The organism is Winogradskyella aurantia (genome assembly GCF_002266855.1).
Classification (GTDB): Bacteria; Bacteroidota; Bacteroidia; order Flavobacteriales; family Flavobacteriaceae; genus Winogradskyella; species Winogradskyella aurantia.
The window spans coordinates 337,950-358,463 of the sequence record NZ_NGJN01000002.1; the positions used below are offsets into that span (position 1 = coordinate 337,950).

Here is a 20,514-nt window from a genome sequence, read left to right on the forward strand (position 1 = left end):
CCAATGGAAGGAAATAAATCAGGCATTAAATATCGTATCCAATGGATATCCAATATCATCAAACACGGACTTTTTTGGCATGGGGTTAGAAATAATCTTGCAAAAATCGGATTGGACTTTATGCCTTACTATTGGGTTAAAGAAGCAACCGAATCCCTAAGGGCCCCAGAAATTAGAGGAGACGATAAAGATTTTGAACTGTCTGTTTTTGGTAAGGATGAGATTGCCTTTATCAAACACACAATTATAGGTATTGAAGCCAAGGACTTATTTGCAGATTTAAATAATGGTGAAATCTGTCTTGGATTAAAGAATAAGGGAAAGATTGCAGCATATATGTTTATTAAGCGTAAACCTTTTGTTTTTAGAAAGCGTTATTTTGATTTAAAATCTAATGAGAGTTATCTCCATAGTATGTACACATTTGAAGATTATAGGGGTAAAAATATTGCACCTTACTTGCGTTACCACAGTTACAAGCATCTTCTAAAGGAAGGGGTGGATACATTTCTCAGTGTTAGCGAGTATTTTAATAAATCTACTATTAGATTTAAGAAAAAGCTCAATTCGAAACCGATCAAACTGTATCTTAGTATTATTTTATTTCAAAAATGGACTTTTAATTTCATTCTGAAGGATTATTCACAATAATTATCCAAATCTTGGTTATGATAATCAATTTTCACAATTAATTTAAACCATGTCCCTATATTACTCCATTAAGCAAAACCTTGTACAACCTATGTTGAATTGGCGAAACATGCTATTGAGATTTAATAGAGGGGCCAATGCAAGACATCAAATTAGGAAGAGTATTAAAATTAATGAGATTGGGAAGTTGACCAAGGCCGAAATTGATGAAGCTAAGGCCTATTTCAAATCTAAAGGCTATAATCTTAGAAATACGTATTGGCACCAGTTTTACAAAGGGAAAAATGGAATCTTTCATAAAGAGTATATTCCTGAGGATATTTTTAGGTCAAAAATTTGTCATAAGCTAAACCAAACGCTGCAGTGGCCAGCATTATTAGACAAAAACTTATCCTACACGATATTTAGTGAATTCTCGCAGCCAAAGCGGGTGTTGTCAAATATTAATGGCTTTTATTATTGGCAAGGTGATTTGGTGTCTGAATCTGAAGCAATTAAAGGCGTTCTTCACTCTAAACAGAAATTAATTATAAAACCCAGTATTGATTCAGGAGGCGGTGTTATGGTAAAAGTAATTTCAACAGAAGATTTAAATACAACAGATAAGACTTATGAAATCATGAACTTATTTAAATCCTATAAGAAAGATTTTGTCATTCAGGAGTTCATGAGTCAAAGTCCAGAAATGAAAAAACTAAACCCCACCACATTGAATACTCTAAGAATTATGAGTTATTTAAGGGATGAGGAGGTCCATGTTTTGTCTACCATAGTGCGTATCGGGAAAAAGGGGAGTGATACGGATAATTATGAAGGAGGTGGAATTATTTGTGGGGTCAACGCCAAGGGTGAATTCAATTCTGTAGGCTACACCAAGCTTGGTAGAAAGGTTTATTCTAAAACAGAGTCAGGAATATCATTGAAGGACTGTAAAGTACCAAATTATGAGGATGTTAAAGCTATGGTGAGAAGGCTGCATATGAGGGTGCCCTATTTTAGATTGATATCATGGGATATTGGGATAAATGAAAATAATCAACCCGTGTTGATAGAATACAACACTTACAACCAAAGCACTAACCCTTCTCAGGTGGTGAATGGGCCTTTGTTTGGTAAATTCACGGATGAGATTTTAAGTTTGGGAATAAACTAATCTCTTTCTCATAAAGATTTAAAACTAATGTCATTATACCAATCATTAAAACAACGACTTGTCAAGCCAATTTTTAGATGGCGAGAGCGCATAGCTGTTTACAACAAAGCTGCCCGTGCCATAGGTGAGGTAAAAGATGACATAATGAAGTATAAAATTCCAGAATTAACCAAAGTCGAAAAAAAAATAGCAAAGTCTTATTGGATGTCTAAAGGCTATATGCTCAGAAATACATTATGGCATCAATATTATAAAGGAATAACAGGTGAATTTAGAAAAGAATATGTTCCTGGAGATATATTTAGATCCCAAATTGCCCACAAGTTGAATCAAATGCGCCAGTGGCCGGCATTGCTTGATAAGAACTTATTGTATTCTATATTTAATGGTTTTGAACAACCTAAATTGATAGTATCCAATATTAATGGATTTTATTATAGTGAGGGTATTATTATTAGCAAATCCAAGGCAATAGAGCTTATATTGAATTCTCAGAACAGATTGATTATAAAGCCTAGTATATGGACAGGACAGGGCAAAATGGTAAAGTCGTTTTCTGTTGATGCTCTAGGTGCTGAAAACTGTGAAAGAAAGCTTGATCAACTGTTAACGATGTATAAACAAGATTTTTTGGTTCAGGAGTTTTTAATTCAAAGTCGTTTTATGAAAATGTTAAATGACTCTTCATTAAATACAATAAGGGTTATGAGTTATTTAAGAGCAGAGGAAGTTCATATAATTACCAGTGTCGTTAGAATAGGAAAAAGTGGCAGCGATACTGATAATTTTTCTGCGGGAGGAATAGCCTGTGGTTTAAACATGTACGGTAAATTTAATCCTGTAGGTTTTACCATGCATGGTGATAGGTGCTTTGGAACAGATTCTGGATTGATTTTTAAGGATTTGGAAATCCCTAACTTTGAAAGGGTCACGGCCATGGTAAAAGATCTTCACAAAAAAGTGCCTTATTTTCGTATTATATCTTGGGACATTGCTTTAAACGACAAGGATAAACCCGTTTTGATAGAATATAATACCTATACGCAAGGAACAAGGGTTCTACAAATTGTTAACGGACCTTTATTTGGAGAGTTTACCGATAAAATTTTAAACGAAGGCCTGCGTTAACCTCAATCAAAACTAATTAATGAGTTTTATAATTATTTATAACTTTTCTGCGCTTGCCTGACGCCAGCGGCGGAATTTCATCAACGTAGGTTATAGTAATTTCCGCATCATCACCAAAATCAGACTTGATGTCTTCTATTAAAGCCTGTTCATATTGAAAGGTGTTTCCCGTTTGAAGATTAAGCTTAACTTCATAGTGTTTTTCGCCTTGTTGGATAAATTGGTATTGTCTCAATAAATGGTAATATTGGTAAAATTTTGTATAAACAACAAAAGAAGAAATTATATTACCAGAAGAGTCGTAAATTAAATCCATTTTGCGCCCTTCAATTTGTTCAAATGACATAGCACCATTTGAACTTAGGCCTAATTTAGCAATATCGCCCGTGTCGTACCTAATGATTGGCATGGCGTAATTAAATAAATCTGTAACAACAATTCTACCAAATTCACCTGGTTTAACCGGTTCGTCATAATTAAAATTTAGAAGTTCAATATGATAGCTCGAATGGTTTAGTACAAAATTATTTGGCGATTCAAGGGTTTGTTGTGCAATAATGCCAATTTCTTCGCTTGAATATCTCGAAAGGATGTCAGTGTTTAGGTATTTTCCTAATGTTTTCTTGGTGTAGGGATTTAAGTACTCAGAATTTGCAATAGCGGAGACGATGCCCAAATTTTCAAGTTGTAAATCATTCTTTTCCAGATATTGTGCTATCCGCTCATAAGAGGAGGCAAAACCAAGCAAGGTTTTCTCAGTCTGACTATCTGTTTTAATCAAATTGATAAACTCTAGGATTCTATCATCAGAAAGTCTAGATATATCAAATTGAACGACATTTTGGAGCTTAGACTTTAGGTTGTTCTTTTTATTATGCGCTCGCCAAACTTCAAGTTCATAAAGTCTATTTCCAATGTTAAATCCGGCTTGTTTAAAAAAATAGATAACATCGGCATGGTTTCTCTGTCGCTTTCCCTTATTTTGAAATAGAAAAAATGGTACACCGGTTGAGCCACTGGTTGAGACCTTAAAATTTTTAGCATCCTTATAAAGTTCTGATTTAAATGCTTCAAAATTATCCTGGACAACGGTTTTCCTAATAACAGGATACCCTTCAAGGTTGTCGACTTTTTCATAATCCCTGTAAAAGGGTGTCGTGGATGAAGCATGTTTCAGTAGAGCTTTGATATTACGTTTCTTGACTTTTTTGGATTCGGGTGAATTCGGATTTTCAACACCACGTCTAACGTCATTTAAATGACGCTTAATTATACCTCCTTTTAAGCCATCTAATGTCCAAAATGCGCGATTTCGAATTGCGTTCAATACCATTTAGTTATGTCTTTCAAGGTATTTAGAATCTATTTTTCGTGCCTTGATGCTGTTAATAGGCACTCCAATAGCTTGCTTAAAATCACCAATGGAGCTAATGACTAAGGCACCAGACCCAATTACAGTATGGCCTCCAATAGCAACGTTATTTATGATTGATGCACTAAGGCATATGGCAGAACAGGTTCCAATACTAACATTACCACCTACCGTAGCCCCAGAAGCTAAGCTTGAGTAATCTGACATCTCAGAGTCGTGCCCTAATGAGGCCTTTGTATTTATAATACAAAAATTTCCAATTTTGGCACCAGCATTAATTATTGCACCAGCCATTACAACTGTGCCTTGAGTTACTTCAACATCGTCGGCGATTATGGCACTAGGATGAATAATTGGCACAAAATTAAGTTCCGGGGCAATTTCAGAAATAGCCTCATGGGCCATTTTCCTTGTGTAGTTGTCACCTATTCCTATTATGACACCATAGATATCATAACTTTTAATTAAATCAATTAAATTGTCTAAGTCCCCTATGATATCATATCCATAAATACGTTTACCATCCGCTTTGTATGAATCCATAAATCCAACTATTTCGTAAGCCTTGGTTTTATGAATAATATCAATAATCATTTTGGAATGACCTGAGGCACCGTATATTATAACTTTTTTCATAGGATAAGTAGGACAACAATTTTAATTGTAGGAAAATCAAAGTTAGTTTAGTGTCAGAAAATTTAATTTAAAAAAGGTCTATTTAGGGCTAACTATTTTTCTAGAATAAAGATAACATAAAAGATAGAATTTTTGATATTTTGCCTATGAAGTACAAATTCTAACGTGCATTGGCCTATTTTTGATTTAACTTTTGGAGTTAGAAACATTTTAATCTTCCTTCTGAAGTTTCTGTAAAAAACATCAAAGAGTATGTCAAAACGATTGGCGGTAAAGCTCACCTCTGCAGGTGAAAAATCGGTTAGAAGTGGTCATCCTTGGATATTCTCGAATAGTATTTCTCAAGTTAGTGGCACTCCTAAAACAGGAGATTTAGCTATTATTTTTAGTAAGCAGAAAAATAAACTCATAGGATTGGGTCTCTACGACGAATTCTCTCCTATCAGAATTAAGCTTATTCATAGCGGCACTCAAAAAGTTACCCTCAACAAAGAATTTTTTTATAACAAAATTCTTATGGCTTATAAAAAAAGAGCGCCTCTATTGGCCACGGAAACCAATAGCTATCGTCTAATCTTCGGGGAGAACGATGGTTTTCCCGGTTTAATTGCAGATGTTTACAATAAGGTGCTAGTTGTAAAACTATATTCAGAAATATGGTTACCCTATCTAGAGTCCATTTTAGATAGTTTGTACCAAGTATCAAAAACCAAAACCATTGTAATACGATTAAGCCGTTCCTTACAAAAAAGCAGAAACCATAACCTGAAGGATGGACAAATTATAAGAGGTGTCCTTGAAAACAACGTTATTCAATTTGTTGAACATGGGATTAGATTTTCTGCCAATGTCATCCTGGGTCATAAGACCGGTTATTTTCTAGACCATCGGGAAAACCGTAGACGTGTAGGAGAAATGAGTTATGGTAAAACCGTTTTAGACGTATTTTCCTATGCTGGTGGATTTTCAGTGCATGCCTTGGCTGGTGGAGCGAAGGAAGTGACCAGTGTGGATATAAGTAAACAAGCTCTTGAAATGGCAAAGGAAAACGCGAAGTTAAATCCATTTTCAGGCGTTCATGACACTATAGTTGGCGACGCCTTTGAGGTTATGAAGAACCTCATAATAAAAGGCAAACAATTTGATGTCGTTATTATTGATCCTCCAAGTTTCGCGAAACGCAAATCTGAAATAGAACTGGCAAAAAAGAAGTACCTTCAGCTTGCTGAACTTGGGCTTCAACTAACGGCAAAAAAAGGGCTCTTGATTTTGGCGTCGTGTTCATCGAGAATTATAGCACAATCGTTTTTTGATTTAAACGAGCATGTTTTAAATTTAAAGTCACGTGCATTCGATGTTATTTTAAAGACTCAGCACGACATAGATCATCCCGTTGCGTTTGAGGAGGGTGCATATTTAAAATGTGCATATTATAAGTTAAGGAATTGATTTTTATTATGCACGCATAACAAATTTGTTTATATTTGACCGTCTTAAAAAATAAAATGCAAACACAACTCACCCAACTCCTACAGATAAAATATCCCATTATTCAGGCACCGATGTTTTTGGTATCCAATGTGGCTATGGTTAAGGAAGCTATGAAGTCTGGTATTGCCGGATGCATACCAGCCTTAAATTACAGAACCCTTGACGAATTAAGAGCGGCCATCACTGAACTAAAGTCAGCTAAGGTGGAGGGTGGATCATTTGGTTTTAATCTTATTGTAAACAAATCAAATGTAAAATATAAAGGCCAACTCGAGGTCCTTTGTGAAGAAGGCTGTGATTTTATAATAACATCTTTAGGAAGTCCTGAAGAGACTATAAATCAAGCTCATAAGGCTGGTATTAAAGTATTTTGTGATGTTACGGATTTAAAATTCGCCAAAAAAGTTGAGGAATTAGGTGCTGATGCAATTATTGCAGTCAATAATGAGGCCGGTGGCCATAGAGGTCAACTTTCTCCTCAAGAATTAATTAAGGAATTAATAGATAACTGTAACATTCCGGTGATTTCTGCAGGTGGAGTAGGTTGCAGAGCCGATATCGATAAAATGCTTAGCTACGGTGCCGAAGGCGTCTCGGTGGGTAGTCCCTTCATAGCATCAATAGAAGCAGGAGTAACAGACGACTATAAACAGGCCTGTGTGGATTATGGTGCAAGTGATATTGTAATGACAGAACGTATCTCAGGAACACCGTGTACAGTAATTAACACACCTTATGTTCAAAAGATAGGGACTAAGGCCACCTGGATTGAAAACCTTCTCAATAAAAATCGAAAACTCAAAAAATGGGTTAAGATGGTCCGTTTTTCAATAGGGATGAGAGCTACTGAGAAAGCTGCTAAAAAAGCAACCTATAAAACCGTTTGGGTTGCCGGTCCCAGCATAGAGCATACTAAAGCGATTCTTCCTGTCAAAGCTATTGTGGCTAATCTATTGAGCTGAGGCTTTACTGTTGTAGTATGTTTTGAATGATTTTTTTGAACAAAAGGACAAATTAACAAAATCTATGTTTAGTGAAAGGTTTGATTAAGGGCTCACTTGTTTTAAAACAGATGAATAGTTAAAAGTCTTTTTTAAAACAGCTAATTTTTAGGTTTCCGCTGTCAAATTGAAAAAAAATTAAAAATTCGTATCAATTAGGTTTTGTTTGTGAAATAAAATCAAGATTTTTAACAAAAATTCAAAGAATGTATAATGCATTTATAAAGGGTACAGGTTCGTATGTACCTCCAAAAATCTTAAAGAATGACTTTTTTGAATCAGTAGGTTCATCAGATACCTGGATCTACAATACCCTTGGTATTAAGGAACGGCGCATAGTAGAAGGAGAAACTACAAGCGATTTGGCCTCTAAAGCGGGTTTAAAAGCCATTGAAGATGCAGGCTTATCGGTTTTAGATATTGACTTAATCATCATGGCGACAGCAACACCAGATCGTTTGGCCCCCTCAAGTGCTTGCTTCGTTCAAGAAAAACTAGGAGCCAAGAATGCAGTAGCTTTTGACATTTCAGCAGTTTGCTCAGGCGCGTTGTTTGCCACCTCCATAGGCGTACAGTTTATAAGTACCGGGATGTATAAAAATGTTTTGGTCATAGGGGCCGACACCTTTTCTAACATCATTGATTGGGAACGTAGAGATGCGGTATTTTTTGGGGATGGCGCAGGAGCTATAGTTCTTTCTCAAACAACAGAAGATAAAGGTTTTGTTGAATTTATATTGCATGCTGATGGTACAGGAAAAGACCATTTTTCTATTCCTGCCGGCGGTTCTGAACAGCCAGCATCAGAAGAGAGTGTAAAAAACGGAGATCATTATTTTCAAATGAATGGAAAAGCCGTATATCAAACTGCTACCGAGGTAGTTCCTAAAAGCATCATTGAATTGCTAGAAAAAAACAGGGTATCCATAGATGCTATTAAATATATGATTCCTCATCAACCTAGTATCGGTATTTTAAAAGAAATTGCTAAACAGGTGGGTATACCTTTTGAAAAAGTACAGACCAATATGGACAAATATGCCAATACGTCTGGAGGAACTATTCCCATCGTTTTGGATGAAGTTTTAAAACAGGAGTCAATGGAACCCGGAGATTTATTGTTGTTTGCGGCAGTTGGGGCTGGCTGGACGTGGGGAACAGCTTTATATAAATGGTAAGAACACAAAACGTATGCTGTCAAACAAAACATTTTTAATAACAGGTATATCAGATGAAAATTCTTTGGCCATGTATGTCGCTAAGGAAATCTTAGCTAATGGTGGTCGGGTGATTTGCACGGGTTTAGGGGTTACAAGCCACCACGGGGATTTATCTGAGCGTGCAGCCCAATTTTTAAATACCAATTATAAGGATTTTGAAGACGCCGTAAAGCAGGAATTAGGCGAAGATGTCCAAACTGAAGTGTTGGATGTATCAATAGACAAAAGTATTGAAGACTTAGCTCTTAAATTTGAAGAACAAGGCGTAAAGCTCGATGGCTTTTTACATGCCATAGCTATGGATAAGACCATTAGAGGAAAACAGGTAAAACCTTTGGTACAAGTATCCCTAGATGAGTTTTGTGACACCATGAATGTCTCGGCTTATTCGTTAATCCGACTGAGTCATCATCTACTTAAATCTAATGTATTACAAGATGGGTCCTCCATTTGTTCCTTAAGTTATATTGCTGCCGAGAAGGTGACCTTTCACCCTTACAGAAACATAAGTATAGCGAAGGCTGCCTTAGAGCGCATAACCGTGGAGTTGGCAGATGAATTGGGTCGCTCTAGAAATATTAGGGCTAATGCCATCCGATTTTCAACCTATATTTCCAGTAAAGCAGGTAATGCTACCTTGACCCAAAAAGATGTGGATACGGCCAATAAAATGAGTCCACTACAAAATGCACGTCCAGAAGATTTGGCATACGAAGTCGTACACTTATTTAGACCCGAAGTGAGAATTACAGGCGAAATACGTCATGTCGATGGCGGTTACCATATAACCGGATAGTTTTCTTTTTAATGTAAGGTTTTATACTAAATCGTTGATATAATCTACATTTACTACATGTTTTCCTGTAAAGGGAAGAATGGTCAAACGCGAACCAAATAATCTTAGAGCCGTATCGGTTTCCTGTGCTATACGTTCTTCATTTAAATATTCATCCTCAGTACCATAGATGAGTTTTACTTTGGTATTTTCCGATAAATACTCAAAATCTTTGGACACCAACTCCTTGGGGATACCACCGGAATGAATAACCAATTGGTCGCACTGGATGTTGTGCTTTACCATATATCTCATAGCTACACTAACACCTTGGGAGTAGCCGAAAATGATAAAGGATTTATCTTTTGGGGGTAATTTTTCCTCCTTAAAAATAGCATCAAAATAATTTATGATATTTTTCATGCCGGTTGCCGTATTGTCTTTTGTGAGCCAATTAGCACCGACATACATCTTGGGCTGTATATAGTATTTGCTTGGGGCTTGAGGGGCAATGATATAATTCTTTTCAGCATCCAACCCTTTAAAATACCTTAAAAAATAACGACTTAAATAACCCATGCCATGACAGGCAAACCAGATAGTCTTTGTCCGTTGCGATAAAGTGTTTAAAGTAGAATAGGAGTTATGGTTAGTGTAGTTTATTTCTTTTTCGGTGGAATTCATTATTCTAAGTATCTTTGCAATCGACTTTAAAAATACTGTATTTCTATGCAAAAATCTAAAGAAGATTTTTTGGCCCAGATCAATGCCGTTAGTAAAAACACCTTGATGGAAACCTTGGATATTGAGATTGTTGATTTTGGAGATGACTATTTAATCGCTAGAATGCCAGTCACCAACAAAGTGCACCAGCCAGATGGTATTCTTCACGGTGGTGCAACCGCTGCTTTGGCAGAAAGTGTTGGAAGTTTTGCGTCACACATATTTATCGATACAGATAAATTTTTTGTTCGTGGATTGGAAATAACCGCAAATCATCTCAAAAGTGTAAAATCCGGATTTGTGTATGCTAAGGCCACCTTTTTGCACAAAGGACGCACCACTCAGCTTTTGGATATAAAAATCACGGATGAAGCTGATACTTTAATTTCTATTTGTAGGTTATCAACGATATCATTGCCAAAAGCTAACTAGATAATGTCTGAAGTCAATTCGTTTTTTAAAGATTTAGAAAAACAATTTGCTAATGATCTACCTTTTGTAGTTTACAGTAGACCAATTAATTCAATTATAAAATGTTGGCTTCAAAAGGATGCCGCATTACACCGAACTAATTTATTTGAGGAAAGTGGTTTTGTGTTCGCTCCATTTGATTTAAATGACCCAGCAATCGTTTTTCCTCAGGATAAATGTGAACATCAAATTTTAGAGGTCAATCAACTTGATGTAGACCCATTGGCTATTACAACGTTTTCAACAAATAATACCTCAAGGCAAGCGCATGTGAATCTAGTTTCCGAGGCCGTTGAAGCTATCAATAAAGGACCGCTTAAAAAAGTGGTGTTGTCTCGAGTTGAATCTAGACCAGCAGATCAGATTAATCCAATTGAAACCTTTAAACGCTTATTCAACACCTACAAAAATGCCATGGTGTATTGCTGGTATCATCCCAAGGTTGGTTTGTGGTTAGGGGCGACACCTGAATTGTTATTTAAGGTAGAAGGAAGTCAATTAACAGCAATTTCATTAGCTGGAACTCAGCCTTACAAAGATAATAGTGATCCCACCTGGACATCGAAAGAACTGCAAGAACAGCAAATTGTCACCGATTACATAGCCGAGCAGGTATCACTATATTCAGCCCAAACCAAAATTTCGGAAACCGAATCTATAAAAGCGGGTAATTTATGGCATCTTAAAACTCGGGTAACAAGTGTTTTGCATTCAACATCAAAATTAAAATTGATTATCGAAGCCTTGCATCCAACTCCCGCCGTGTGCGGATTTCCCAAACAAACAGCCAAGGATTTTATACTGAGTCATGAAGGGTATGAGCGCGAGTTTTACACGGGCTTTTTGGGTGAACTTAATTTAAAACAAAGAATGAACAGAAATACCAACAGACGTAATGTCGAGAATAATGCTTATGCATCTGTTAAAACCAATTCTAATTTCTACGTCAATTTACGCTGTATGCAAATTAAGGACGATAAAGTTTTAGTATATGTTGGTGGAGGCATTACCGAGGATTCTGTTCCAGAAAATGAATGGGAGGAAACCTCTAATAAGGCAAAGACAATTAGCAATGTCTTAAGATAAAAAACAGGGTTAATTTATTACTTTTGTTTGTTGATGGATTATTCTAAGATTCCTTTAGCCCAAACGGTCGTAACCTTATGTAAATGGCATAATATTGAACATGTCGTGATTTCTCCAGGAAGCAGAAATGCGCCTCTGACTATAGGCTTTACCAATGATGACTTTTTTAAATGCTTTAGTATTGTCGATGAGCGCTGCGCTGCTTTTTTCGCACTTGGCATTGCGCAGCAAACACAAAAGCCTGTTGCTGTGGTTTGTACCTCTGGAAGCGCGTTATTGAATTATTATCCCGCCATATCAGAAGCTTATTACAGTGATATTCCACTAGTTGTTTTATCGGCAGATAGACCGAAACATTTAGTTGATATTGGTGATGGGCAAACCATAAAACAAAAGAATGTTTATGGGGAGCATGTTCATTTTTCGGCAAATCTAAAATTAGATCTTCGGGATGAGGCCAAAAACCCTAAGCAAGACGAGGTTCCCATTTTTAAATCCATTGAGAATAAATTAGAGCGTATTTTAGGGTTGCAAAAAGATATACAAGCATATAACGAATCGGAAATTCATGAAGCATTGAACCAGAGCGCATTGCATTCGGGCCCAGTGCACATTAATATTCCATTTGACGAGCCTTTATATGATACAGTTAAAGATTTAAGTATTAAGCCTAAGCCCTATAAGCTCCCCAATCGCAACCAAAATATCGATGAATTTGAACTTAGGCCTTGTATAGATATTTGGCACCACGCCAAACGTAAAATGATTTTAGTGGGTGTTCTTGCGCCTAATTCTATAGAAGATAAGTGGTTACAGGAGCTCGCTGATGATGATAGTGTTTTGGTCTTTACCGAAACGACGTCAAATTTACATCACCCAGATTTTTTCCCTGGTATTGATAAGATTATTGCACCACTTAAAGCCGAAGAGTTTAAAGCCCTTCAACCAGATGTATTGTTGACTTTGGGAGGGATGGTAGTATCAAAAAAAATAAAAGCTTTTTTGCGTCAGTACAAACCAAAACATCATTGGCATGTTGGTCCTCATAATGCAAATGATACTTTTTTTTGTCTTGAAGAGCATTTCAGGGTAAGACCAAACACATTTTTTGAAAAATTTATGCCGCTGATTTCGCACCATACGAAAAGTGATTATAAACGACATTGGTTGACTGTACGAGCTAAACGGCGAAAAGAGCATCAAAGGTATTTGGAAACTATTCCTTTTTCAGACTTTGCCGCTTTCGATCTTATTCTAAAGGCTGTCCCAAAACAAAGTCAACTGCAAGTTGGCAATAGTTCAGCCATACGGTATACCCAGTTATTTCAGCTTCGAAAGGATATTAAGGTGTTTTGTAACCGGGGTACTAGTGGTATTGACGGCAGTACAAGCACAGCTATTGGTGCTTCGGTCGCTACAAATGAGCGAACGACCTTTATTGTGGGTGACCTTAGTTTTTTCTATGATAGTAATGCCTTATGGAATAATTATATACCTAATACCTTCAGGATTATTGTTGTCAATAACCAAGGTGGAGGAATTTTCAGGATTCTACCAGGTCACAAGAATACAGACAACTTTGATACATTTTTTGAAACCAAGCATACACTTAACGCTAAACAGTTGTGCCACATGTTTGATATAGAATATTATAGCGTGGCTGATAAAACTAATCTAGAGAATGAATTAAAATCATTTTTTAGTACATCAAAAAAACCTCGACTTCTAGAGGTGTTTACACCGTCGCGCGATAATGATAGCATATTATTGGACTACTTTGATTTTATAAAATAATCATTAGGTCAAATTTCTTTTTAAAGAGACGTCTTCCTTTAGAATGTGCCAAATTTTAGTTATATTTAGTTGATATTGAAGTTAATCTTAAAAATTTAATACAATGAGTAAAAGAGATGAGTTAATCGCTAAATACGCGGCTGATTTAAAAGATAAATGTGGTGTAAATCCTGATATGGATTTGCTAACCAAAGTGACCGTTGGTTTGGGCCCCTCTATTTACAACGCAGATTCGTCAACGGTTTCTGGTTCTGACGAAAAGGAGTTAGCGACGGTAAAGCACAATTTTTTGATTAAAAAGTTAGGCCTTTCAGAGAGTGCCGATTTAGATGGAGCAATTTCTTCCGTGTTAGACACCTATGGTCAGTCCAATAGAAATAAATACAGAGCTGTAGTCTATTATTTGTTGGTAAAGCATTTTAATAAAGCTTCGGTTTACTAATCGTATCTTGCTAAAAGTCGTAGAGCGCCACAATTTGATATTGTTGGCGTTTTTTATTTAATCATTTATGCCATTGAGGTCCACTTGGATGACTTATTTTAAGAGCAATAATTAAATTCTCATGGTTTTATATCTACCTTTGTGTTATGATTAAATTAGGAGAATATAATACACTTGAAATATTAAGAGACACGGAGCCAGGCTTGTTTTTGGGTGATGACGAAGAGAACGAAGTGTTATTACCAAACCGCTATGTGCCGGAAGCTTTTGAAATTGGAGATAAGCTAAAGGTCTTTGTCTATTTAGACAATGAAGAACGCCCCGTGGCTACAACAGACAAACCTTATATAACCAAAGACGGTTTTGCTCTTTTACGATGTAATCAAATAAATAAGTACGGTGCCTTTCTAGATTGGGGTTTGGTAAAGGAATTATTTTGTCCGTTTAAAGAACAAGCCTTTAAAATGAAGGCGGGAGGTTGGTATCTGGTGCACTGTTATTTAGACGAAGAAACAGAGCGCTTAGTGGCTTCAAGCAAGACCAACAGGTTTTTGGATAATAAAGACTTAACCGTTTCGCAATTTGAAGAAGTAGACTTAATTGTCTCTCACCCGTCAGAAATAGGAATGAATGTTATTGTTAACAAAAAGCATCTAGGCTTAATTTATAAGGATGATATTTTTAAGGATATCCAAGTGGGTGATCGTCTCAAGGGCATAGTAAAAAAAGTGCGCAGTGATAACAAATTAGACATCTCCTTAAATCAAATTGGTTACCGTAATATTGAGCCCACCGCAGAATTGATTTTAAACGCGCTTGAGGATAACAGTGGGTTTCTTCCCTTGCATGATAAATCTAGCCCAGACCAAATCAAGGAATTGCTTCAAATGAGTAAAAAAAGTTTTAAAAAGGCAATAGGCTCTTTATATAAGAATCGTCAGATAGAGATAAAGGCAGATGGTATTTATTTGAAATAAATAGTGTTTTATTTCTTAGGATGCAATGAGCTTTCAACCCAAATTATAGCTTCATGGATATTGCTAAAAATTTGCCTATTAAAATGAAAAAAGTGGTTTTCTATTTGATAAATCTTTTCAGTAATTGCTGAATAGGCTATTATAGCATATGCCTTACAATTGGGAAAGGTGGTATTAAACCTTGCAGCATCAGGGAGTACAATTGAATACGAATTAATCCGATTTGCAATAAAAGCAAAAGGTGAATTCCCGTAATGTTTTTTGATAAGTCCATGTATTTCTTCGAAACTGGAGTAATCAATATCCAATCCTTCTTTGAACTCAGCAATAAAATAATGGTCAAAGAAAAACACATCACCCAGATTAGTTTTGTAGTGGTGGTGCGTGTTATTCAAAATACTAGAATTTTTTATGGTCATATCAACTATTGAGCGGGCAAAGATATTGCGAGTACCTCATAAATTCAAACAAAAAATAGCCTTATGGCATTATTATTAATTCCTTATTTTTGCGGTTAAATCGTTGATAAGTATGAGCCAAATCAAATGGAAAGTTGCAAAGTCCTATGAAGATATCACCTACCATAAATGTAATGGTGTTGCGCGCATTGCTTTTAATAGACCAGATGTAAGAAATGCCTTTCGCCCAAAGACAACATCTGAACTCTATGATGCTTTCTACGATGCTAATGAGGACGTAAATATAGGTGTGGTTTTATTAAGTGCGGAGGGGCCATCTACCAAGGACGGTATCTGGAGTTTTTGTTCGGGTGGAGATCAGAAAGCTAGAGGGCATGAGGGATATGTTGGAGATGATGGTTATCATCGCCTAAATATCCTTGAGGTACAACGTCTAATACGATTTATGCCTAAGGCTGTTATAGCAGTGGTTCCCGGTTGGGCTGTTGGCGGTGGTCATAGTTTACATGTGGTTTGTGATTTGACACTGGCCAGTAAAGAGCACGCTATATTTAAGCAAACGGATGCTGATGTTACAAGTTTTGATGGAGGTTATGGCTCCGCTTATCTAGCCAAAATGGTTGGTCAGAAAAAAGCAAGAGAGATTTTCTTTTTAGGCAGAAATTATTCGGCACAGGAGGCCTTTGAAATGGGAATGGTCAATGCGGTAATTCCACATGCGGAATTAGAACAGACAGCCTATGAATGGGCACAGGAAATATTAGCAAAATCCCCTATATCAATAAAGATGTTGAAGTTTGCCATGAACCTTACTGATGATGGCATGGTAGGCCAGCAGGTATTTGCAGGTGAAGCAACACGATTAGCTTATATGACAGATGAAGCCAAAGAGGGCCGTGACGCTTTCCTTGAAAAACGTAAACCCAATTTCAATAAAAAATGGATTCCGTAAACCTACTTAAGTTTTATGAAGAATATTAGACCTTGGCTTTCGGCCATGCGCTTAAGAACACTACCGCTATCTGTTTCAGGAATAATTTTAGGCACTTGTTTTGCTATTTACAATGGCAAGTTCAACTGGTGGGTCATGGTTCTGGCTATTTTAACTACTATTAGTCTTCAGATACTATCCAATTTAGCGAACGATTATGGTGATGGTGTAAAAGGCACCGATAATGAAGATCGAGTTGGCCCAAAAAGAGCCATTCAAAGTGGTGAGATTACACCAGACGATATGCTTGAGGCCATAAAAACCAATATTGTCCTTATTATTATCCTTACGCTAGCCCTTATTTGGGCTGCTTTTGGACCGACAAACTTTTTGTTTTTATTATTATTTGTGTTTCTAGGGGGGCTGTCGGTTTATGCAGCTTTGAATTATACCATGGGAGATTCACCATACGGCTATAGAGCATTGGGCGATATCTTTGTATTCATCTTCTTTGGTTTGCTCAGTACAGCAGGGAGTTACTTATTGTATATGCACACGATAAATCACGTTGTTGTATTGCCAGCTATAGCTTTAGGCTTATTAAGTGTTGGTGTTTTAAACTTAAACAATATGCGTGATATAGAATCAGACCGAAAAGTAGGAAAAATAACCATGGCGGTGAAACTGGGTTTAAGCAGGGCTAAGGCTTATCATTTCTTTTTAATAATCGGTGCCATGGTCATCACATTGGTTTTTTCAATTTTATATTACGTAGAGCCTTATAATTTTTTATATCTCTTGGCTTTTATTCCGTTGACCATGCATATTATTAAGATTAAAAAGGCAAATTCTGCATCTGATTTTGATGCCCAGCTTAAGGTTTTGGCCCTATCAACATTTCTCTTTTCATTATTGTTAGGTATTGGCTATATTTTGTATTAATTTTAGAGGTATATTTAATCCTAAAAATCAGTTATAATGAAGATTACGTATTACGGCCACTCTTGTTTAGGTATACAAATTAAGGATATCAATATTTTGGTAGATCCGTTTATTTCAGGAAATGAAAAGGCGTCCCATATTGATATGGATAAAATTGAGGCGGATTATATTTTGGTGACCCATGCCCATGAAGATCACACCTTAGATGTAGAAGCCATCGCAAAACGAACGGGAGCCGTAATTGTTTCCAATTATGAAATTGTTGTTCATTATCAAAATTTAGGACTTAAGGGACACCCCATGAACCATGGTGGGTCTTGGGAGTTTGATTTTGGAAAATTAAAATATGTTAATGCCATTCACTCATCATCATTTCCCGATGGTACTTATGGTGGTAATCCAGGAGGATTTGTAATACAATCTGAAAAGACTATCTATATAGCAGGCGATACGGCTCTGAACTACGATATGCGCTTAATAGGCAAACGTTTTGATTTAGATTTAGCCGTTTTACCTATTGGCGATAATTTTACCATGGGACCAGAGGATGCAATTCAAGCAAGTCGCTATGTCGATTGTGACCAGATTTTAGGCTGTCATTACGATACCTTCGGCTATATTGAAATAGATAAACCAAGAGCAAAGGCCAAGTTCGATTCGAAACTAAAAAAACTTATTTTATTAGATATTGGTGAGAGCATGGATGTTTAGGTATGTCCAAAAGGATATCTCAGTGCGCTTTACAAAAAATCAGATAAAGCTATTTTAGGCGCCGTGATAACCAGTCCTCACGTAAATCCTCTGATACCTTTCCTGAACCGTCATGCTTCCACCCAGGAGGTCTCACAAGATATAAGAGGCGATGTTTTAAGGACTTTTTACCTAAAAAAGCATCTTTAAAAAGATACCACCATTCCAAAAAAGCAATTTTTACAGGATTATAGGTCTTGATGTTTTTAACCAAACCATAAGTTACTTTTTCATCTTCAAGTTCTGGTTGGAAACTGCCAAATAGCTTATCCCAGATAATTAAAATACCAGCATGGTTGCGGTCTAAATAAATGGGATTACTCCCATGGTGAACCCTATGGTGCGAAGGTGTATTGAAAATAGCTTCAAACCATTTTGGCATTTTATCAATAGCTTCGGTATGAATCCAAAACTGATACAATAAGCTTATGGACATTTGCAAAAGTATCATAGCTGGATGAAAACCTAATAAAGGTAACCATAGCCAAAATATAAATGTGTAAAAGCTACCCGACCACGTTTGCCTTAGAGCGGTACTTAAATTATAGTGCTCAGAGGAGTGGTGAACAACATGCGATGCCCAGAATAAACGACAACGATGTGATATGCGATGAAACCAATAATAGGAAAAATCATCCGCAAAAAATAGAAGTATAAAAGACCACCAAGCAATGGGAATCTCAAAAACCCTGTATGTATCATAAATCCAAAAGAACACCAATAAAACCAAAGCCTTACTTCCAAACCCCAGAATCACATTGCCTAAACCCATGGCAATTGAGGAAAAGGCGTCCTTTGCCTCATAGGTTTTAATGCGCTGTTTTGTCGTTACATACAACTCTAAGAGCATTGCCATAATAAAGAAAGGAATAGCGTATAGAATTATGTTGGGAAAGTCTGGCATCAGTTTTTCCCTAAAAATAAGATTTTTTATAATACTGATATGCGTTAATTATTAGTTAAATAATTTGTAAGATTTTTAACAATGAAAGTATTACTATTATATTTGCAATTGAATTGATTACTTATGAAATTAAAGCTTTTACTTCTAGTCTTGTTTGCCTGTCTTTATAATAGCTATGCTCAAGTAGATGAGTCGCAAACAGGCGCGTGGTATATGTATTTCTATAATCATCAATTCAAAGAGAGTCAGTTTGGGATTCAAGGTGATTTTCAATATCGCGATTGGCAGGGTATAGGTGATATGGAACAACTAATGTTACGTTCTGGTTTAACATTTACTCCAAAAGACAGTGGTGTAATGTTTACACTTGGCTATGCCAATATCACTACTGGGCAATTTGGTGAAAGTGACGACACGTTTGGTGAACATCGTATTTACCAAGAAGCACTAATACCTCAGAAGTTAGGCAATCGGTTTTACCTAGCACATCGTTTTAGGTATGAACAGCGCTTTGTTGAAAATCAAGACTTCAGAACACGTTACCGCTATAATTTATTTTTAAATATGCCCTTGAATAAAAAAGACCTAACGCCAAAGGCTATTTATGCCGCCTTATATAACGAATTATTTATCAATGGTCAAATGGACATAGGTGATAATAGAACTGTAGAATTATTTGATAGAAATAGAACCTATTTAGGCATGGGTTATGTTTTAAATCCCACTATCAGATTTCAATTGGGCTGGATGAATCAGAAGACGGAAAATTGGGGAAAAGGACAGTGGCAACTAAGTATGCATCATAATTTTTAAATAAATAGTAAACAATTAATATATAATTTAATATGAAAAAGTGGTTTAAAGTATTAGGTATCGCAGGTCTAGCGATTGGATTTGTATCCTGTGAAGGTACTGTAAAAAAAGAGGTTACAACCGAATCAAATGACATGATGGAAGTGGCTCAAGCACCAATAAAAAGTATACTCACAGCAGAGGAGCAGGCAGGTATGAGTCCTGATGAAATTATAGGTCGTCTCAAAAAAGGCAATGAAAACTTTGTGAGTAACAATCTTACCCAGCGTGACCATTCCGAGCAAAGACGGATGGCTATGATTGGTCAGTATCCAAAAGCCATTGTTTTATCCTGCGTAGATAGCAGAGTCCCTGTAGAAGACGTCTTCGATTTGGGAATAGGTGATATTTTTGTGGCTCGTGTAGCAGGTAATATCGAGAATAAGGACATTGTCGGCTCTATGGAATTTGCAACGGCAGTAGCGGGTTCTAAGTTGGTTATTGTGCTAGGTCATACTGCATGTGGTGCGGTAAAACACGCCATTGATAATACGGACGCAGCTTCTATGGAGATGAATGCTCTACAAGACCTGCTTAATGAAATTAAACCTTCGGTTGTTGCGACTGAGGTCAATGGCGAGATATCTTCAAAGAACGAAGCGTTTACAAATAGTGTTATAAAGATGAATGCCATAAAGACTGTGGAAGATATTCGTATCACATCACCTAAAATGGCTGCTTTAGAGCAGGAAGGCAAGATTAAGATTGTTGCTGCGGTCTATGATATGGCTACAGGTAAAGTTAAATTTATGTAAGTTTCTTCATAAATAGATTGGTTGGTTAGTTACAATGGCAT

At 36.5% G+C, this 20,514-nt stretch carries 22 protein-coding genes; 17 read left to right on the plus strand and 5 right to left on the minus strand.

Going from position 1 to position 20,514, the window contains the following annotated elements; all coding sequences use genetic code 11:
* The first annotated feature begins 3 nt into the window (after positions 1-3).
* Genes CA834_RS04955 through CA834_RS04965 form a run of 3 tightly spaced genes read left to right on the plus strand, consistent with a single transcriptional unit; the run spans position 4 to position 2,932 of the window.
* A complete protein-coding gene (locus CA834_RS04955) occupies positions 4-651 on the plus strand; it encodes a GNAT family N-acetyltransferase (RefSeq protein ID WP_094967561.1) in 648 nt (215 codons plus the stop codon).
* A 49-nt stretch (positions 652-700) separates the two neighbouring features.
* Positions 701-1,804, plus strand: coding sequence for a sugar-transfer associated ATP-grasp domain-containing protein (locus tag CA834_RS04960; protein WP_094967562.1), 1,104 nt, complete (start codon positions 701-703; stop codon positions 1,802-1,804).
* 27 nt (positions 1,805-1,831) lie between these two features.
* Positions 1,832-2,932, plus strand: coding sequence for a sugar-transfer associated ATP-grasp domain-containing protein (locus CA834_RS04965; RefSeq protein WP_094967563.1), 1,101 nt, complete (start codon positions 1,832-1,834; stop codon positions 2,930-2,932).
* Positions 2,933-2,948: 16 nt separating this feature from the next.
* On the opposite strand, the gene CA834_RS04970 is transcribed toward CA834_RS04965, so the two are convergent.
* Together CA834_RS04970 and CA834_RS04975 are read right to left on the minus strand one after the other, a co-directional pair.
* On the minus strand, positions 2,949-4,265 hold the full coding sequence (locus CA834_RS04970) for a phenylacetate--CoA ligase family protein (protein WP_094967564.1): 1,317 nt from the start codon (positions 4,263-4,265) through the stop codon (positions 2,949-2,951).
* Positions 4,266-4,940, minus strand: coding sequence for a NeuD/PglB/VioB family sugar acetyltransferase (locus tag CA834_RS04975; RefSeq protein ID WP_094967565.1), 675 nt, complete (start codon positions 4,938-4,940; stop codon positions 4,266-4,268).
* A gap of 252 nt (positions 4,941-5,192) precedes the next feature.
* On the opposite strand from CA834_RS04975, the gene CA834_RS04980 reads away from it, so the two are divergent.
* From CA834_RS04980 to CA834_RS04995, 4 genes are all read left to right on the plus strand, one after another.
* On the plus strand, positions 5,193-6,389 hold the full coding sequence (locus tag CA834_RS04980; protein ID WP_094967566.1) for a class I SAM-dependent rRNA methyltransferase: 1,197 nt from the start codon (positions 5,193-5,195) through the stop codon (positions 6,387-6,389).
* Between the two features lie 56 nt (positions 6,390-6,445).
* Positions 6,446-7,393, plus strand: a complete 948-nt coding sequence (locus CA834_RS04985; protein ID WP_094967567.1) for an NAD(P)H-dependent flavin oxidoreductase — start codon at positions 6,446-6,448, stop codon at positions 7,391-7,393.
* Positions 7,394-7,638: 245 nt separating this feature from the next.
* A complete protein-coding gene (locus CA834_RS04990) occupies positions 7,639-8,610 on the plus strand; it encodes a 3-oxoacyl-ACP synthase III family protein (RefSeq protein WP_094967568.1) in 972 nt (323 codons plus the stop codon).
* 13 nt (positions 8,611-8,623) lie between these two features.
* Complete coding sequence (locus CA834_RS04995) at positions 8,624-9,448, plus strand: SDR family oxidoreductase (protein ID WP_094967569.1); 825 nt, start codon at positions 8,624-8,626, stop codon at positions 9,446-9,448.
* A gap of 21 nt (positions 9,449-9,469) precedes the next feature.
* Here CA834_RS04995 and CA834_RS05000 read toward each other — a convergent pair whose 3' ends face one another.
* Entirely contained in the window at positions 9,470-10,111 is a 642-nt protein-coding gene (locus CA834_RS05000; RefSeq protein ID WP_094967570.1) for an alpha/beta hydrolase, read from the minus strand.
* 45 nt (positions 10,112-10,156) lie between these two features.
* Between CA834_RS05000 and CA834_RS05005 the strand changes: the two genes are divergently transcribed.
* From CA834_RS05005 to CA834_RS05025, 5 genes are all read left to right on the plus strand, one after another.
* A complete protein-coding gene (locus CA834_RS05005) occupies positions 10,157-10,582 on the plus strand; it encodes a PaaI family thioesterase (protein WP_094967571.1) in 426 nt (141 codons plus the stop codon).
* A 3-nt stretch (positions 10,583-10,585) separates the two neighbouring features.
* Positions 10,586-11,707 carry a chorismate-binding protein gene (locus CA834_RS05010; RefSeq protein WP_094967572.1) on the plus strand — a complete coding sequence of 374 codons (1,122 nt, stop codon included), beginning with the start codon at positions 10,586-10,588 and terminating at the stop codon, positions 11,705-11,707.
* Positions 11,708-11,740: 33 nt separating this feature from the next.
* Positions 11,741-13,501, plus strand: a complete 1,761-nt coding sequence (gene menD, locus CA834_RS05015; RefSeq protein ID WP_094967573.1) for a 2-succinyl-5-enolpyruvyl-6-hydroxy-3-cyclohexene-1-carboxylate synthase — start codon at positions 11,741-11,743, stop codon at positions 13,499-13,501.
* 103 nt (positions 13,502-13,604) lie between these two features.
* Positions 13,605-13,943: a DUF2853 family protein gene (locus CA834_RS05020; protein ID WP_094967574.1), complete on the plus strand. Its 339-nt coding sequence runs from the start codon at positions 13,605-13,607 to the stop codon at positions 13,941-13,943.
* A 146-nt stretch (positions 13,944-14,089) separates the two neighbouring features.
* The gene (locus tag CA834_RS05025) at positions 14,090-14,920 is read left to right on the plus strand and encodes a CvfB family protein (RefSeq protein ID WP_094967575.1); all 831 of its coding nucleotides are present in this window, start codon (positions 14,090-14,092) and stop codon (positions 14,918-14,920) included.
* An 8-nt stretch (positions 14,921-14,928) separates the two neighbouring features.
* On the opposite strand, the gene CA834_RS05030 is transcribed toward CA834_RS05025, so the two are convergent.
* Positions 14,929-15,315 carry a hypothetical protein gene (locus CA834_RS05030; RefSeq protein WP_133085453.1) on the minus strand — a complete coding sequence of 129 codons (387 nt, stop codon included), beginning with the start codon at positions 15,313-15,315 and terminating at the stop codon, positions 14,929-14,931.
* A gap of 136 nt (positions 15,316-15,451) precedes the next feature.
* Between CA834_RS05030 and CA834_RS05035 the strand changes: the two genes are divergently transcribed.
* Genes CA834_RS05035 through CA834_RS05045 form a run of 3 tightly spaced genes read left to right on the plus strand, consistent with a single transcriptional unit; the run spans position 15,452 to position 17,923 of the window.
* Positions 15,452-16,291, plus strand: coding sequence for a 1,4-dihydroxy-2-naphthoyl-CoA synthase (locus CA834_RS05035; protein ID WP_094967577.1), 840 nt, complete (start codon positions 15,452-15,454; stop codon positions 16,289-16,291).
* A 15-nt stretch (positions 16,292-16,306) separates the two neighbouring features.
* Positions 16,307-17,212 (plus strand): 1,4-dihydroxy-2-naphthoate octaprenyltransferase, encoded by a 906-nt coding sequence (gene menA, locus CA834_RS05040; protein WP_206186844.1) that lies wholly within the window; start codon positions 16,307-16,309, stop codon positions 17,210-17,212.
* Between the two features lie 36 nt (positions 17,213-17,248).
* Complete coding sequence (locus CA834_RS05045) at positions 17,249-17,923, plus strand: metal-dependent hydrolase (protein WP_094967578.1); 675 nt, start codon at positions 17,249-17,251, stop codon at positions 17,921-17,923.
* Between the two features lie 49 nt (positions 17,924-17,972).
* Here the strand turns inward: CA834_RS05045 and CA834_RS05050 are convergent, their stop codons facing one another.
* On the minus strand, positions 17,973-18,866 hold the full coding sequence (locus tag CA834_RS05050; RefSeq protein WP_094967579.1) for a sterol desaturase family protein: 894 nt from the start codon (positions 18,864-18,866) through the stop codon (positions 17,973-17,975).
* Between the two features lie 123 nt (positions 18,867-18,989).
* Between CA834_RS05050 and CA834_RS05055 the strand changes: the two genes are divergently transcribed.
* Both CA834_RS05055 and CA834_RS05060 read left to right on the plus strand, forming a co-directional pair.
* Positions 18,990-19,679: a DUF2490 domain-containing protein gene (locus CA834_RS05055; RefSeq protein ID WP_094967580.1), complete on the plus strand. Its 690-nt coding sequence runs from the start codon at positions 18,990-18,992 to the stop codon at positions 19,677-19,679.
* 32 nt (positions 19,680-19,711) lie between these two features.
* Entirely contained in the window at positions 19,712-20,473 is a 762-nt protein-coding gene (locus CA834_RS05060) for a carbonic anhydrase family protein (protein WP_094967581.1), read from the plus strand.
* The last annotated feature ends 41 nt before the right edge of the window (positions 20,474-20,514 follow it).